The organism is Deltaproteobacteria bacterium (genome assembly GCA_019310525.1).
Lineage (GTDB): Bacteria > Desulfobacterota > DSM-4660 > Desulfatiglandales > HGW-15 > JAFDEE01.
On the sequence record JAFDEE010000107.1, the window covers coordinates 1 to 16,575 of the forward strand.

15 protein-coding genes are annotated in these 16,575 nt (G+C 48.6%); all 15 read left to right on the forward strand.

Annotated elements, in window-relative coordinates:
• The coding region (locus JRF57_14865) for an aldo/keto reductase (protein ID MBW2304982.1) at positions 1-539 on the forward strand (539 nt) is incomplete at its 5' end.
• A 253-nt stretch (positions 540-792) separates the two neighbouring features.
• On the forward strand, positions 793-1,539 hold the full coding sequence (locus tag JRF57_14870; protein ID MBW2304983.1) for a glycosyltransferase family protein: 747 nt from the start codon (positions 793-795) through the stop codon (positions 1,537-1,539).
• A 36-nt stretch (positions 1,540-1,575) separates the two neighbouring features.
• Positions 1,576-2,871, forward strand: coding sequence for an aminotransferase class III-fold pyridoxal phosphate-dependent enzyme (locus JRF57_14875; GenBank protein MBW2304984.1), 1,296 nt, complete (start codon positions 1,576-1,578; stop codon positions 2,869-2,871).
• A gap of 22 nt (positions 2,872-2,893) precedes the next feature.
• Complete coding sequence (gene pseG / locus JRF57_14880; protein ID MBW2304985.1) at positions 2,894-3,964, forward strand: UDP-2,4-diacetamido-2,4,6-trideoxy-beta-L-altropyranose hydrolase; 1,071 nt, start codon at positions 2,894-2,896, stop codon at positions 3,962-3,964.
• Positions 3,961-4,713, forward strand: coding sequence for a PIG-L family deacetylase (locus JRF57_14885; GenBank protein ID MBW2304986.1), 753 nt, complete (start codon positions 3,961-3,963; stop codon positions 4,711-4,713). The genes pseG and JRF57_14885 overlap by 4 nt, the downstream gene beginning before the upstream one ends.
• Positions 4,682-5,155, forward strand: a complete 474-nt coding sequence (locus JRF57_14890) for a GNAT family N-acetyltransferase (protein MBW2304987.1) — start codon at positions 4,682-4,684, stop codon at positions 5,153-5,155. Before JRF57_14885 ends, JRF57_14890 begins: the two co-directional genes overlap by 32 nt.
• Positions 5,152-6,213 (forward strand): ATP-grasp domain-containing protein, encoded by a 1,062-nt coding sequence (locus JRF57_14895; GenBank protein MBW2304988.1) that lies wholly within the window; start codon positions 5,152-5,154, stop codon positions 6,211-6,213. Before JRF57_14890 ends, JRF57_14895 begins: the two co-directional genes overlap by 4 nt.
• Before the next feature lie 11 nt (positions 6,214-6,224).
• A complete protein-coding gene (locus JRF57_14900) occupies positions 6,225-7,235 on the forward strand; it encodes an N-acetylneuraminate synthase family protein (protein ID MBW2304989.1) in 1,011 nt (336 codons plus the stop codon).
• Between the two features lie 15 nt (positions 7,236-7,250).
• Positions 7,251-8,489, forward strand: a complete 1,239-nt coding sequence (locus JRF57_14905; protein ID MBW2304990.1) for a DUF2088 domain-containing protein — start codon at positions 7,251-7,253, stop codon at positions 8,487-8,489.
• Positions 8,490-8,525: 36 nt separating this feature from the next.
• Positions 8,526-9,116 carry a GNAT family N-acetyltransferase gene (locus JRF57_14910; protein ID MBW2304991.1) on the forward strand — a complete coding sequence of 197 codons (591 nt, stop codon included), beginning with the start codon at positions 8,526-8,528 and terminating at the stop codon, positions 9,114-9,116.
• Positions 9,117-9,241: 125 nt separating this feature from the next.
• Complete coding sequence (locus JRF57_14915) at positions 9,242-10,216, forward strand: D-2-hydroxyacid dehydrogenase (protein MBW2304992.1); 975 nt, start codon at positions 9,242-9,244, stop codon at positions 10,214-10,216.
• Between the two features lie 18 nt (positions 10,217-10,234).
• A complete protein-coding gene (locus JRF57_14920) occupies positions 10,235-10,927 on the forward strand; it encodes a class I SAM-dependent methyltransferase (GenBank protein MBW2304993.1) in 693 nt (230 codons plus the stop codon).
• A gap of 63 nt (positions 10,928-10,990) precedes the next feature.
• A complete protein-coding gene (locus tag JRF57_14925; protein MBW2304994.1) occupies positions 10,991-12,958 on the forward strand; it encodes a hypothetical protein in 1,968 nt (655 codons plus the stop codon).
• A gap of 223 nt (positions 12,959-13,181) precedes the next feature.
• The gene (locus tag JRF57_14930) at positions 13,182-14,930 is read left to right on the forward strand and encodes an ABC transporter ATP-binding protein (GenBank protein MBW2304995.1); all 1,749 of its coding nucleotides are present in this window, start codon (positions 13,182-13,184) and stop codon (positions 14,928-14,930) included.
• Positions 14,931-15,602: 672 nt separating this feature from the next.
• Positions 15,603-16,575 (forward strand): N-acetylneuraminate synthase family protein (locus JRF57_14935; protein MBW2304996.1); only part of this gene is annotated, 973 nt, incomplete at its 3' end.

Consider the following 16,575-nt stretch of genomic DNA (forward strand, 5'->3'; position numbering starts at 1 on the left):
TGGACATGGGTGAAGAGGCTCTTTCGGAGATGATCAGGGAGTTGAAAAAGGAACCAAGGTTCAGATACTTCGGCGTCTCGGTCTATTCCCCTGAATATGCTCTGAGGGCCCTGGGAATCGATGAGGTTGATTTCGTCCAGTTGCCGTATAATGTTTTTGACCAGCGCGCCTTTTTCCAAGGGGTTTTCGATTTTGCAAGGGAGCATGATAAAAAAGTATTTGTTCGAAGCATATATTTGCAGGGTCTCCTATTAATGAATCCGGAAGACCTCCAGGGCGAGTGGACCTTTTCAAGGTCTCCGCTGGAATCTTTTGCCCGATATGCCTCCTCCCATCGCTTGCCCCCGAAATTGCTGGCCCTGGCCTTTGTGGTACGGACTGCCCCTGGAGCGATGTTCGTGATAGGGGCCGAAACCCCGGATCAAGTCTCGGAAAACCTGACCCTCTTCCAGGAAGCAGAGACCGTCCCCTTACCCGAAATGCATCCATTGGCTTCCAATGATCCCAGGCTTATCAATCCATCCTTTTGGCCGAGGTAGTACTTGAGACAATCCTTGTTGATCCGAGACCTTTGAAAAACGTTCGATTTTGTTCAAGGCCAAGACAAACGAAAATTTTAACCACTGGAATACATTGAGTATTTCGAGGATTAAAATTTGTCCGCGCTTCGCTTGGACTCCCCATCCTTCGGGCGGGTCCCCGGTTTGGGTCTGACGCAAAGCTTAGGGAAAAGAGGGCGTTTTTCAAAGGTCTTGATCCTTTCCCGCGTATTGGGTGGGGCGACGGTTGGTCATGAAAATTATAGGAATCATCCAGGCGAGAATGTCCTCGACCAGGTTGCCTGGAAAGGTCTTGCTCGAGGCTGCGGGTAAGCCCCTGATCCTTCATATGCTGGAGCGGATGAGCCGATGCAATTCCCTGGACTCCTTATGGCTCGCCACTTCCGAGGAAAGGGATGACGATCTCCTTGCGGAGACCGTCGAGGCGGCCGGGTACCAGGTGTTCAGGGGAAGTCTTGAAAATGTACTTTCCCGGTTTTGGCGCATTTGTAAAAAGGAGAAGGCAGACATTGTGGTGAGATTGACGGGAGACTGCCCACTCCACGATCCGGAGGTCGTCGATTCTGTTGTCGATTTTTTCTTAAAAGGCGGGGGGGCTTATGATTACGCCTCCAATGTCCTGCCGCCCACTTATCCTGACGGCCTGGATACTGAAGTTTTTTCGGCTCAGGCCCTTCAAGAGGCCTATCAAGAAGCATCCCTGGATTTTGACCTGGAACACGTGTCCCCTTATATCCGCCGTACGACCAAAGAAAGGGGACGGATGGGGAATTTTTACGGGCCTGCTGATTTTTCCCACTTGCGCTGGACACTGGACGAACCCGAGGATTATGTCTTTATCAGGTCGGTCTACGAGGACCTTTACCCCGCAAAAAAAACGTTTGGATGGCTGGACGTGATCGCATGGCAAACAAGGGAACCCGAGAGGCTTCAAATCAATGCCATGCACAAGAGGAATGAAGGCTCATCGGGTGGGTGAGCGCATCCCTTGTTCAAGACCCCAAGGTATGAATCCATGACGGACCCAATATCCAGATACAGAAAGAGCAAAAAACTCCTGGCCAGGGCGAAAAAGGTCATTCCCCTGGCATCTCAGACCTTCAGCAAGAGCCACATTCAGTATCCAGAGGCCTCACCCTATTTCCTCGTCCGGGGAAAAGGCTCCCGTGTCTGGGACGTGGACGGTAACGAGTACATCGACTTCGTAAACGGCCTCCTCCCCGTGATCCTCGGATATTGTGACCCTGACGTCGACAAGGCCGTCATGGAGCAGATGAAGAGAGGGGTTACCTTCAGCCTGGCTTCGCCCCTGGAGTGCGAGTTGGCCGAGATGCTCGTGGATCTCATCCCCTGCGCCGAGATGGTGCGGTTTGGGAAGAGCGGGTCGGATGCCACCGCCGGGGCTGTCAGGGTGGCCCGAGCCTACACGGGACGGGAGAGGGTAGCAGTTTGCGGTTATCACGGGTGGCAGGATTGGTATATCGGATCCACGGTAAGGAACAAGGGGGTGCCTGAATGCGTGAGGCGCTTGACGCATCCCTTCACTTACAACGACCTCCCTTCCCTGGAGCGCCTCTTTGATCAATATCCCGGTGAAATCGCGGCGGTGATTCTGGAGCCTATGAATGTGGAAGACCCTGCTCCACGGTTTCTTGAGGGTGTGAAGGAGGTCACCCATAAAAACGGGGCGATCCTCGTGTTTGATGAGATCATAACGGGGTTCCGGTACGCCCTGGGAGGGGCGCAAGAACTTTTCGGTGTTGTACCGGACCTTGCCGCTGTCGGCAAGAGCATGGCGAACGGGTATCCCATTTCAGCCGTCGTAGGGAGAAAAGAATTGATGAAGGAAATGGAGGAGGTATTCTTTTCCTTTACTTTCGGCGGCGAAACCCTATCCATCGCAGCGGCGATTGCGACGATCCAGAAGCTTATGAAGGAGTCGGTCATTCAGTCCCTGTGGGATAAGGGGCAGGTAATCATGGACGGGGTGTTCCGTATCATTCAGAAGCAAGATCTGGGAGGGGTCATCCAGGTCAGGGGCAAGCAGCCTTGGAGCCTCCTAGACATCAGGGACCACGAGAAGTTCACATCTTGGGAGATCAAGAGCCTCATAAAGCAGGAGATGCTGCGAAGGGGGATTCTCATCTCCGCAAGCCACAACCTTTCATATTCCCACTCTTCTGAAGATTTGGAAACACTTCTTCGTTCCTATGATGAGGTTATGGGGCTCCTCCGGAAGGCTCTGGACAATGGAAATTTGCCAGAGTTACTAATTGGGAATCCAATTGAGCCCATCTTCAAAGTTAGATGATTTATACCGTCTGGGGAGTCTGGTGATCCGGGCGGACGGCTCCTCTAAAATAGGGGGAGGGCATCTCCTGAGGTGCCTGGCCCTGGCCGAAAGGTGGAGAGACCGAGGTGGGCAGGTCCACTTGGTGACTGCGGAAGATAGCCGGGCTTTCTTCCCCAGGATCGGTAGTGAAGGAATTGCAATCCATACCCTCAACAAAGTCCACCCTCATGAGGAAGATCTCAAAAAGACCCTGGAAATCCTCCGTGTTCTGAAAGATAAGAACCAGAATCATCAAAATCTCTGGGTCGTTCTGGACGGCTATCATTTCGATTCGCCTTACCTTGAGGCGATACACGAGGCAGGATATTTTCTCTTAGTCCTGGACGACATGTGCCGACTCCCTTGGTATCCTTGCGATCTTGTCCTGAACCCCGGTCTCGAGGTGAATGGGGATGTCTATACTTGCTGCCCCGAGACCCGAGTGCTTTCCGGGGTCAGCTACCGTCTTTTAAGGCGAGAATTCCTTGATCGGCGAGGCTGGAAGATGCAAGTACCGGATGTGGCTAGAAACCTATTAGTCACATTGGGCGCGGCCGATTCCCACAACGTGACGCTCAAAGTGGTGGAGGTGCTTCTGGGACTGGAAGTGGATGGATTGAGGGTGAAGGTGGTTATAGGTGAAGCTAACCCCCATAGGGAGTCACTTGTGGTTGCACTCTCACGACGGGGAGTGTCGAATTTTGAACTTCTAGGAGGGGTCTCGGATATGGCTTCTCTCATGGCATGGGCCGATTTGGCCATCTCAGGGGCGGGAGGGACTTCTTGGGAGATGGCTTTTATGGGATTACCGAACCTTATGATCATTTTATCCGAGAATCAATGGCCTGTGGCAGAAGAACTCTCCCGCACAGGGTGTTCTGTTTTGCTGGGCCAATGGGAAGATTTAAAGGCAGAGTCAATGAGCGGGGTGATTTATGATGTCCTTTACGATAAGAAGAAGAGGGCTGACATGTCGCGCGCTGGGCGAGCCCTGGTGGATGGCATGGGAGCGGATCGGATCGTGGATGAAATGACAGCCTTTTTTTCACTCTCTGAAAGGGCCAGGTTATGAGAGTTGTAGTTTTTGCGGCACATCCTGACGATGAGGTTCTGGGGTGCGGAGGAACCATTGCCAGACACAGTGCCTGCGGAGACGATGTGTTTGTGGTGATTGCTGCTGAGGGGATGATGGCCAGGGCGAAAGGGAATGCGGGGGACCATTTCGAAGGGCAGAAGAGAACTCTGTGGGAATCGGCTCGCAGGGCTGCCACGGTTCTTGGAGTCAAGGAGGTGGTCCATTTCGGTTTCCCTGACAATCGGATGGATGGGGTTGAACTCCTGGAAATCATCAGGAAGGTAGAAGAGAGCTTGGCTGCATATAATCCAGATATTGTCTATACTCATTATCACGGAGACCTCAACATTGATCACTCTATTCTATCTAAGGCCGTGGTAACTGCTACAAGGCCACTTCCACACAAACTAATCACGGAGATCTATGCCTTTGAGGTGCCATCTTCAACGGAATGGGCTTTCGGGCTGGACCATGCAGGGTTCAGGCCCAACCACTTCGTTGGGATTGAGAGTAGCCTGCAGAGGAAAATCGATGCCATGGCCTTCTATTCTACCGAAATCAGACCCTTTCCCCATCCCCGATCCCCGGAGGCGATCCGGGCCCTGGCCATGCGGAGGGGCGGCCAAGCGGGGTTAAAGGCGGCTGAGGCTTTTATGCTTTTGCGAAGGGTTCTCCCCGAAAAAGAGGAAAGAATTTCCAGCGATGAGGTAGATAATGATTACTCTCAGAAGAGCGGAACTCCGTGATTGCAGAACCATCTTTAACTGGCGCAATCACCCTGAAGTGAGGCGGCATTTCTTCGACCCTAGACGACTTAGTTACGAAGAACACAAGAAGTGGTTCAAATCGTCCCTTGAAAAGAAAGATAGGTTCATCTTTTTGGCTTACAGAGGCGATCATGCAGTGGGAGTCCTTCGTTTTGACATTTTGGATGAGATGCCTGGTACAGCAGAAGTCGATATCTATGTTGCCCCAGATTACCAAGGAAGAGGTTTGGGTAAGAGCATTCTCCATGAGGGAGAGAGATGGGTAAAGAAGAGTGGAAACATCCAAAAACTTGTGGCAAAGGTCAAGGATGAGAACGAGGCTTCCCTCAGGATGTTCAGAGCCTGTGGGTTCAGTGTCAAATATGTCCTTTTTGAAAAGTTCTTGATAGAAGAAGGGGAGGTTCATCACTTAGGTCCATGAAGATCCCGGTCATCCTCACATGTGTAGGCAGCCAGGTCGCACCCTCCGCGATTCAGTGCATCAAGAACCATCCGATCCATGAGGTGGTGCTGATCGGAGTAGACACCAAGAGGAGGGAAGACTCGGTGGGAGCCCCTTTCGTGGACCAGTATTATAGGGTGCCCATGGGAGACCATCCCGAATACATTACCGCTATGCTTGAGATCGTGCAAAGGACGGGTGCGAGGGTTATTCTGCCCGGGAGCGACGAAGAGGCCCTAAGTCTTTCGGCGGCGGCATCCAGATTCGCGGGTATGGGGTGCACGGTCGCCTGCTCCGCCCATGAAACAGTGGCGTTTGTTGTGGATAAATATCGAACCATGGAGAGGCTCGGAGAGTGCGGAGTGAAGGTTGCGGATATCTGCCTGTTTGAATCTTTGGATGAACTTCGCAGGGGAGCGGATAATCTCGGGTTTCCAGGAAGACCCTTTGTCATCAAGCCCAGGGTATCTAGGGGGGGGCGGGGGTTTCGGGTAGTCAGGAACCAGGTTGACCCCTACGAGGGCTACATGGCTGGTGACAACACGACTATCGACTTTGACGAGCTTCAGCGATTGTTCGAAAAGGTTGAGGACAAGATGAAGCGCTTTTTCCTTATGGAGTACCTGCCCGGAAAGAAGTACTCTACAGACATACTGGTCAGAGATGGAAGAATGAAGGGCGTGGTCATCCGAAACAAAATTTTTCCAGTAGGCTCACCTACCCAATTGGCGGATATTGTTTTCGACGAGGATTTAATTTCATATGCTCAGTCCGTAATGGAAGTCTTTCCGTTTGACTATTTCGTACAACTGGAAATAGGGAGAGATGACACGGGAAAGCCGAAACTAGTGGAGATCAACCCCAGGCTCGACGCCACGCTCCCCATATGCCTGGGGATCGGGATCAACTTCTACCATGAAATGATTCGGCACGCTCTCGGAGAGCCCTATTCCGAAAACGTGCGGATCGTTCGAGGTCAGATGCCAGGGCCACGCTTCTATCGATATTGGCAGCACCTTTTCGTGAAAGAGGTTTAGCGGGGTAAGACATGAAAATCAGGGTAGGGAACAAAACCATTGGAGAAGACAGCCCGACTTTTATTGTGGCAGAAGTCGGTACTAATCACAATGGAGATGTTAATCTTGCTCTAGAGATGGTGGATCGCGCGAAAGAGGCAGGCGCTGATGCGGTGAAATTCCAGCCCGTGAACCCGGAGGCTTCTTACGTGCGGGGAACGGAGCCCTATGAGATATATTCCAGAGCTTGGCTGGAGGAGGATGACTGGATAAAAATCAAGGAAAGAACCGAACATAAGGGGCTCGTTTTCTTTGCAGCACCTGCGGATATCCCAGGGGCTAAGATGATGAAAAGACTCCGGCCGCCCCTTGTGAAAATCTCTTCTCCGTCCATGACCAATGTGCCCTTACAGAATGAACTGGCACAGTTAGGAGTACCGGTGATGGTCTCTACGGGGATGTCCTACGTGGGTGAAGTGGAAAAGGCGGTGAGAAACCTGGAGAGCAATGGTGTTCGGGAGATTGTTCTTCTTCATTGTGTCTCCCTCTATCCAGCGCCTACAGAGTGCTTGAATCTCCTTTCCATGCAAACCATGATGCGGGTATTCCCTTACCCTGTAGGCTATTCCGACCACAGCCTCGGAAGGGTAGCTTGCCTTGCAGCCGTGGCTCTGGGAGCGAAGGTAATTGAAAAACATTTCACCTTGGACAAGGAGATGGAGGGGCCCGAGCATCGCTTTTCGGCCGATAGCGCCGATTTTAGGACTCTGGTACAGGAGATTAGAGAAGTGGAGAGTGCTTTGGGGTCACCGTACAAAGCACCTTGTGAACCGGAGATAAGTAAGAGGGATACTTACCGGAGATGCCTCGTTGCAAACCAGGACATCCCGTCTGGGACTGTGATTAGAGAGGAGATGATCGGCCTGAAACGACCAGAGGGAAGGAGAGGTCTGGAGACGGATTTCTTTTACCAAGTGATTGGGAGAAAAGCTGCCAAAAACATTCGCAAAGACGAATCCATTCGATTCGAACACCTTTCATGAGCGGTGAGGTTGTCCGTGGCCGAGGTGAAGAGAAAAGGAAATGAACAAATCGTCCTGCTTCCCAGGGAATTTTGGGATAGAAGGGACGAATGGTTGTTGAAATTTCCCGAATCTTGGAAAATTCGTTTTTGCCGAATGGCGGGGGACAACCTTTTTTCGTTAACTCCCCGTCACATAAAGGAACGATTGGAAAAGCCTGTCGGTTGCCCTCCAATCTGCCAGATGGCAAGGGGGAAAAAAGAGGTGGCCATCGTGGTGGATGATATGACCAGACCAACACGAGCCGCTAGCCTTGCATCCTACGTGCTGGAAGAACTCAGAAAAGCAGGCATCAAGGAGCACAACATTCGCTTTCTAGTGTCTCTCGGATCACACGGCGCCCACGGGCAGGACGATTTCAGAAAAAAGCTCGGAGACGACGTTGTGGAAAACTATGGCGTTTACAATCACAATTGCTATGAGAACTGTGATTACGTAGGGAGGACGGAAAGGGGCATCCCTCTTAAGGTAAATACAGAGTTTATGCGGTGTGATCTCAAGATAGCTATCGGTGCTATACTGCCCCATCTCTATGTGGGATATTCTGGAGGAGGGAAAATAGTTCTTCCAGGACTCTCACACATCGATACTATCGATTTGTTCCATTCGAGCCTTCTTCCAGACCAAAAGGGGAAGGCGGGTGACTCCAATCCCTTGTGTAAAGACATAGAGGAAGCTGTGGCTCTGGTAGGCCTTGATTTCAAGATTGACGTGTTGGTGAACACCCGTGGCGAGATCATAGACCTTTACGCCGGAGAGCCGAATACAGTCTATAGGATGGGAATCCGCCAGGCGTCAAGGATTTACAAATCGGAATTCTATCCGGATCAGGATGTGGCCGTGGTAAACGCATACCTCAAGGCCAATGAAGCGGACATCGCCATGCTCTTGGGGTTCAGGTCCCTGAAGAAAAAGGGCGGCACCTGTATCCTCGTTATGAATGCACCCAAGGGACAGATGCCCCACTATCTCATGAGGTCCTTTGGGAAGTTTACCGGCGGCAGACAGTGGGTTACCCGGAGCCGTCTGCCAGAGGAGACCGAACTGATCGTTCTGTCGGAATACAAAGACATGACGAGTTTTGATTCCTTCGACAGTGAAGAGCGAATCCTGTGGATGAAAAGGTGGGAAAACGTACTGGAGCACCTGAAAGCAAAGCACAAGGGCAAAGTGAACGTGGGCGTATACCCTGACGGGACAATCCAATACGTGTGAACTTCGTACCCAACACCCTTTCTTGGGAGAGAGGGAATGGTTTACGATAGAGAACATCCAAGAATCGAACAGTTCAGGTCCAAAAGATTGCTCCTTAGACAGATAGTGGAAGAGGACGTGACTCAGGCCTATGTGGCCTGGCTCAACGATCCGGAAGTAAATCGGTTCCTGGAGGTCAGGTTTTCCCCTCAGTCCAGGGAGAGTGTCGTTGAGTATGTAAAGAAATGCCTGGCCCCGAAGAGCAGGACCCTCCATCTTGGTGTATTTGACCAGGAAGGAAGTCGCCTAGTAGGCACTGTGACCTTTCACAACATGGATGAACATCATCGGTCTGCAAGCATTTCATTTGTGATCGGTCATCCGGAGGCGAGGGGGAAAGGATATGGATCGGAAGCTGTCCATGCAGCTACCCACTATATGTTTAGAGCTAGAGGGTTCGTCAAGCTCTGGGGAGGTTACTACGAAGGTCACGCGGCAAGCGAAAGGGTCTTCTTGAAGAACGGCTATCAGATCGAGGGGAAGCTTGTCAACTTCAAAGGAGACCGAGTTGATCATATACTCATGGGGCTCCTTGCGGAAGATTTCAAACCGGATCCCAAAATCCTGAGAGAGACCGAGGAGAGATGAGGTAGAGATGTCATGTGTGTAATTGGAGCAATCATAAACCTTTCTATGCACAGGGTCTTAAGTTATTGTATATAATCGTTTTAAGGTTTCGTTGAGTTAGTGAAATGAAGGAACAGGATGGAGTAATGAGAGCCGGTCAAACCAAGAAAATCATGCTTGTAAGATCCACGGGCTTTCCCCAGAAATGGGTGCAGGAGATGGAAGCGGCCTTCCCTTACGCCCAGTTCGTCGTGGCCGATGACAACGCGGAATCGATATATTCGCAAGCAGAAGGAGTCCATGCCCTCATCGGATGCCCGAGGTCCATTTTTACCCCCGAACTTTTGGTCCGAATCGGTGAAAGCCTGGAATGGGTACATGCGGGAGGGGCGGGTATCGAAGAGTTCCTTTATCCTGAATTTGTGCACCATAGGGCGGCCTTCACCAACGGAAAGATTATCCAGGGACCCGAGGTTTCCGATCATGCCATGGCGCTTCTGCTATCCCTCACAAGGAACATCCATCTCGTGCTTCGAGGAAAAGCACCTAGATCTATGCCCCGGCCCGTTGAGCTCAGGAAGAAGACGGCTTTGGTCTTCGGATCCGGCGGCATCGGGTTGCTTCTGGCAGAGAAATTGAAGGCCTTCGGTATGTACGTGATCGCTGTGGATGATGACTATCTGCCAATGGCAAGCTTCATTGATGAGATCCATCTTACGGAGCACTTCCTAAAACAGCTTCCTCGGGCGGACGTGGTGATTTGTTGCTGTCCGAATACGGAACGATCCCGATTCACATTCAACGAGGTGGCTTTCAAGGCGATGAGGCAGGATGCCTTCTTTGTGAATGTGTCTAGAGGCATGCTTGTGAAGACCGATGACTTGGTGAAAGTTTTAAAGGAGGGTCGACTGCGGGGTGTGGGTCTCGATGTGACCGAGCCGGAACCCCTCCCTGAGGACCATCCCTTGAGGAGTATGGACCATGTCGTCATTACCCCTCACATTGCTGGCCCCTCCGACCACAACAGGCGTAGGGGTTTCGATCTAATTCGGGCCAACATCGAGCGGTTTCTTGCCGGGATGCCGCTCCTCAATATCGTGGATAAGAAACGTGGATATTGATAGAAAGGAGATCTATTAATGGGGATGCCCTTTGTTCAGCCGGAAGTCGTTAAGAAGTGGGAAAAGGCCTTTGCCGAAGGTTCTGACAAGCGATACCCTTCCATTGACCTGGTGCGACTGGAATATTGGTTTTTTAAGCATCCTGAGAAGGGAATGTTGCTGGAATATGGTTTTGGCACTGGAGTCAATACTATCCATCTCCTGGAGTGTGGGTATACTGTCATTGGGTTGGACGCCGCCCTTGGGGCAAAGAAGTTAGTAGAAAAGAAATTGGAAAATCATCAGGAAATAAAGGATAGAGCTACTCTCATTCATCTTCCTCAGGATTCCGAAAGACTCCCATTTGATAATGATATATTCGACTTTCTCGTGTGCATGAGTGTTCTATCACTCCTTGGATCCAGGGAGCGACTTATATATTTGCTGGAGGAATTTATTCGAGTTCTTAAACCAGGGGCAAAAGCGATCCTTGATATCAACGATACAAAGAGCGAATTTTCTGAAAACAGTGAGTATATTGGAAACAATGTTTATCTTTTTCGTGGGAATTCAGGAAAAGAAGATCCTGTGCCCATGCTTTGCTTTCCTGATGCTGAAACCTTCGTCGAGATTTTAAGGCCATATTTCAAGATAATCGATGTTGGATATTCAGTCCATAAATATTTTAATAGAAGGATTGGTGAATTTATTGTTTGTGCGGAAAAACCATAAATATTCTGATCAATTATATCTTAGAGTATCCTTTATCTATATTAAGTGCTAGTAGGACAATAGATGACACTGGAAAGGCTTTTGGTAGAAGAAGAAGAGGCATATCGGTTCTGGATGAAGGATTACAAGGTCGGAGAGAAGATATGGTATACTCATACTCCATGGCTTCTTGAGAAACTCCCTATGATGAAGCAACAGGTTGTTTCTCTTGAAAGTTTCGTTTCGCAGAAAGAAATAAATGAATTAGGTGTATTCTGTATCCACCTATCTCTTGACCTAGCTGATTTATTAGTGAAATGCATTGGGGATCATTCCCTGACGCCTCATGTCAAAGTTTCCTTCCTATATTATCTTAGAAGAACACTTTTCCCCCTGATATACAAGAGCGTAATTTTGAATCGGTGGATAGGTTATGTAAGTGAACAAGGCACAAAAAACGTAATTATTGGAGTGAAGAAAAGGCTGCATAATAAAAAAAAAGTGGATTTTGATAGGTTTGACAACTTATATGCGCAGATTGGCAAGTGCATTGATTTAAGCAGTGACTTTGATGTGGTTGAGATCGAATCTGGAATTGACGATAAAGATACTAGATTACGCATGATGAGAGTCGGCCGGAGTGGCCGTGAGAAACTTCTAAGCTTGGTAAACGCAAACTTGCCCATCTTGGTTCATCGGTTCTGGAAACGACTGCTTCATTCAAGAAAAATTAAGCTACCTTTTACAAAGAAAAACGGGATATCTATACTCATCATTGATGAATGCGAACTTTTAGAAGAAACGTTTTTGTTTCTTTTGTTAGGGGGTGGCAGTGTATCGAAACTCAAAGGCCTAAATGATGAGGGGTGGGAAAAACAATGTGATATCCAAAGAGAACTATCATATGATCGGCTGGCTGACTTGTTTTACTGTTGTTTGAACAGGCATTCAAATGTGAAAGATTGGATCAAGGCTCGAATGTTGAATGCCTTGGCAATCCTTTTCCATCCGATGCTAATACAAAAAATGAATCAGGTGTTAAATGTGGTTTCATGGTTGGAAGGGAATTCCGCTGAGATGAAAATGGTAAAGGAATTGGCACGAGAGAGGAGCTTATGCGTTGTTACTAGCGGGATTTCACATGTTGACAGGATGGTAATATGTGGTTTCCTAAGAGAAATGGGCGTTCCTGTATTTACGTTTGAACATGGATTGACTTATGGGCTTTCGATGATGACGGAGTATTGGGGTGATAGAGATTCAATGTGCGTTGGTAGTGGCCGAATAAGCTATACGCCTATAGCTGAAAAATTTCACCAGAAATGCTGCAATGGAGTGGGCAAGGGCGTTGTTTCTGGAATGCCGAAAATAAATGAAAGAGTGAGGTGGAAATTTATTCAAAAGGCAATTGGAAATAAAATCCTGAAGTTCCCGGATAAGAGGCGGACTGTCGTATATATTGCTAACTTGTATTTCAACAACTTCATATATAGTCCCGGATGTTGCAGTGACACATGGTACCATCAATTCAAGAGAAAAGTCGTTTTCGAGATTCTTGGCGAAAGTGACTATAATTGTATTATCAAGTTATATCCAACTTTTCGATATCGTGATCCTGATCCTTTTGGTAGATTAATAACCCTCCCATCCAACGTTAAGGCCGTTCAATTTATTGAATTTAGATATCTACGGGCTATAGGGGACATAATGATTTGCGATTCCCCACAAAGCACTCTTGGGTGGGTATGGTCTGCTAGGGTTCCTGTCATTTATTTGGATTTGCCGTCCAACCCTCTTCTTCCCCATGTAGCAAAAGCTTTTGACGATGCGATATTCAGAATTGATTGTTCGAAGTTAGACTGGGTTGAAAAGGCAAGATATCTATTGACATTACCATATGGAAAGCTTCTTTCAAAATGGAAAGAGAAAGAAACTATGAGGGAAAGAGTTGAAAAAGAGTATATTATCGGTCCTCCGGGAAATGCCGGAATGCGAGCAGCGAAATTTATTTTTCAAGAAACTGCAAGATTGTATCGCTGTAATGAGAATTGAGTGTATCATTACCATAAGGAAAGAGAAGTATGAAAAATTATAGCTAATTGATATTGGGACGAAATGAGGGACATGGCCACGAAACATCCAACCAAGGAAAACATGAATTTGAAAAGCTTGTGACAAATTTTGTCAAAATTTGATTTTAAAAGGAACGCTTTGCATTTATTCTCAAAAATTCAGAGGTCTCATTGTAAGGCAGGCCCGATGAAAAGAGAAATCGATGCGTAAAGTTATCGAGGCAATTCTATTTTTTCCATCTGTCACCAAGACAAAGATGGCGCTCCTTATGGGCGTCACCCTTGCGGCCGCTTTTTTTGAGGGATTCGGGGTCGCCATGCTTTTCCCTGTCATTGATTTCATTGAAAAGGGAAAAGATTTTACCGTCTTGGCGGCTACCTCGAAAATGTGGTTTATCATTGTCAAGACCCTTGATCTATTCTCCATTCCGAAAACTCTTCTCTCTCTCATGATAATTGTGTTTTTCTTGCTGATGGTAAGGCAATTGTTTAATTATCTGAAGAGCATATATGGAACCTGGATCACGGAGAGCATTTTCTCGGATATCCGAAGCGACGGATTCAAGTGTTTCGCAAATGCTGACATGCCGTTTTATGATTCCTACGGAGTGGGGCAACTAATTAACGTACTCACGGTAGACGGCGTAAGGGCGGGAGGGGGAGTATTTACTTTCTTCAACCTGCTCTCCGCATCAACCATATTTGTTCTCTATTTCGTATTCTTGATGATTCTTTCACCTGGGATGACCATTTTTGCAATGGCTATCATGGGGTGTGTCGGAATGGTTCTCCGGTCCCGAATCAGGAGATCCGGGGAAATCGGGGTGAAGGTTTCAGAGTATAACGAAAAAATATCAAATTCCATTGTTGAGAGGTTGAATGGGATCAGGCTTTTGAAGTTGGCTTCAACGGAAGAGAAAGAAAGTAACTTTGTCAAAGATCTCTCGGAAAAGATAAAGCTCAACACGTTCGATCTTGCCAGGATTCGCGCACGAATGGAATTCATGGTAGACCCCATGGTGATCTTGGCCGGGTTGGCAATATTGTATTTTTCAGTTGAAGTATTCCACATGACCATGGCCAAAACGGGGATGTTCATTTTTGTGTTGTTGAGGATTATGCCTTACACGAAGGATATTTTTAATTCAAGGCAGGCTTTGGCAGGTTTTTCAGGGAGTCTTTTCCGGGTTACCGATTTTTTTCGAAAGGCCAAAGAAGCCCACACAATAAAAGGTGGAAGGGTGTCCATAATAAAGCTGGAGAAAGGGATCCGGTTTGAAAACGTGTCATTTTCTTATGTTCCTGGTGAAGCTCCGGTTTTGGAGAATATTAACATCTTCATCCCCGCAGGGAAGATGACGGCTCTAGTGGGAAGATCAGGTGCCGGTAAATCGACACTCGTTGATTTGATACCGCGACTCAGGGTGCCGACAAAAGGAAGAATATGCTTCGATGATCTGGCCATAGAAAACTATGATATCCGTGCCCTTAGGAGATTCATCGCTTTTGTTTCTCAAGAGGGATTTCTCTTTAATGATACTATTGAAAGGAACATAAGGTACGGGCGGCCGGAAGCAAGTCCGGAAGAAGTTACCAGGGCTGCCCGGATGGCTCATGCCCACCACTTTATCAAGGACATGCCAGAAGAGTATGAAACCGTCGTTGGTGAGAGAGGGATAAAGCTGTCGGGCGGGCAACGCCAGAGGATCATTTTGGCGAGAGCCTTGCTTCAAGAGGCTTCAATCATAATTTTGGATGGATTCGGAATCAGAGCAATATATACAGAAGGCCATGGAGGAAATCAGGAAGAAAGAAAAAATAACCCTTATCATCATAGCCCATCGTCTGGCGACCATAAGAAGCGCCGATCAGATTATTGTAATGGACAAGGGAAGGGTTACGGAGACCGGCAGGCACAAGGATCTGGTAAAGGAAGCGTCCTGGTATGCTGAAATTGTCAGGATGCAGGCCTTGGGTTGAGGTAATGAACCCAAAATTTGCATGTCTGTTTGAGATGTGATATGGGGTTCCCCCCAATACCAAGAAAATCCAGTGGGTATTTGGTGTAGTAACGTTATAGTCGAAATTTTACCCCAGGGCTTGGATACTCCCTGGGGGGGAACGGATCAAACTTTTAGGCGGGCAGAAACAGCGGTTGTCCCTCACTCGAGTCCCGCCCGAAAAAGCTTCGATTCTTATCCTAGGAGACTTTTGAAAAACGTTCGATTTTGTTCAAGGTCAAGGTAGACGAAAATTCCAACCACAGGAATACATTGAGTATTTCGAGGATTGAGATTTGAATCTGACGCTGAGATTGGGCAAAAGAGGGCGTTTTTCAAAGGTCTCCTTGGAAGAGGAGGGCACAAGCGCCCCCTATACCGAAAGAGAACTGCCTATCTAAGAGCTTTATCCGCGACCTTCGCGAAAAGAGAAAGGTGACTATGGTGGTGATCGCTGACCGGCTGTCTACATTCTGGAGGCAGACAAAATCATTGTTGCCGATCAAGGTCGGGTCGTGAAGCAGGGAGCCCATGATCAGCTCGTGCACAATGACGAGTGGTACACAAGGTGTTCCTCGCTTTAAAAAGGCGACAAAAACTGAACAACTCAACACGGAGAGGGGCATGAGGGAAATCTTTTTCAATGGAGTCCGGGTTGCGGATGATACCGACGCTTATGTTATCGCCGAGATCGGGCACAACCATCAGGGAAATGTGGAGACCGCCAAAAGCTTATTCAAATCCGCTAAAGAATGCGGGGCCCATGCGGTGAAACTCCAGAAAAGGAACAACAGAACTCTGTTTACCAAGGCATTGTATGATTCCCCTTACACTGGAGAGAACAGTTATGGAGACACTTACGGCGCTCATCGTGAAGCTTTGGAACTCGGCGAATCCGAGTACCGAGAACTTCAAGCTTATGCGAAAGAACTCGGATTGACAATGTTCGCCACGGCTTTTGACTTCGAGAGCGCCGATTTTTTAGAACGCTTGGACATGCCCATATACAAGATTGCTTCAGGGGATTTGACCAACACACCCTTACTTAAACATATCGCCGCCTTTGGTAAACCAATGATCCTGAGCACTGGCGGTGGCACTATGGACGACATCCAAAAGGCCTGCGACACGGTTATGTCCATCAACCCACAATTATGCATCCTCCAGTGTACGGCTTGCTATCCCGTGGAAGATTATGCGGACATGAACCTGCGGGTCATCTCCACGCTGCGGCGGTCTTTCCCCACCAATGTTATCGGCCTCTCGGATCATGAAAGTGGCATTTCTATGGCCCTGGTGGCTTACACCCTGGGGGCTAGGGTCATTGAAAAGCATTTCACCTTGAATCGTTCCTGGCGTGGCACCGACCATGCTTTTTCCTTGGCTCCCGTTGGATTACGGCGCCTTGTCCGCGATTTGAAAAGGGCCCGCAAGGCGATGGGCGACGGGGTTAAACGTCGGCTTCCCAGGGAGGAAAAGCCCCTTTTCAAGATGAGAAAAAAAATTGTGGCTGCTCGCGACCTTCCAGCTGGCCATGTCCTCACCAGAAACGATGTTGCTCTCAAGTCGCCAGGTGATGGGCTGCCGCCCTTTGAGC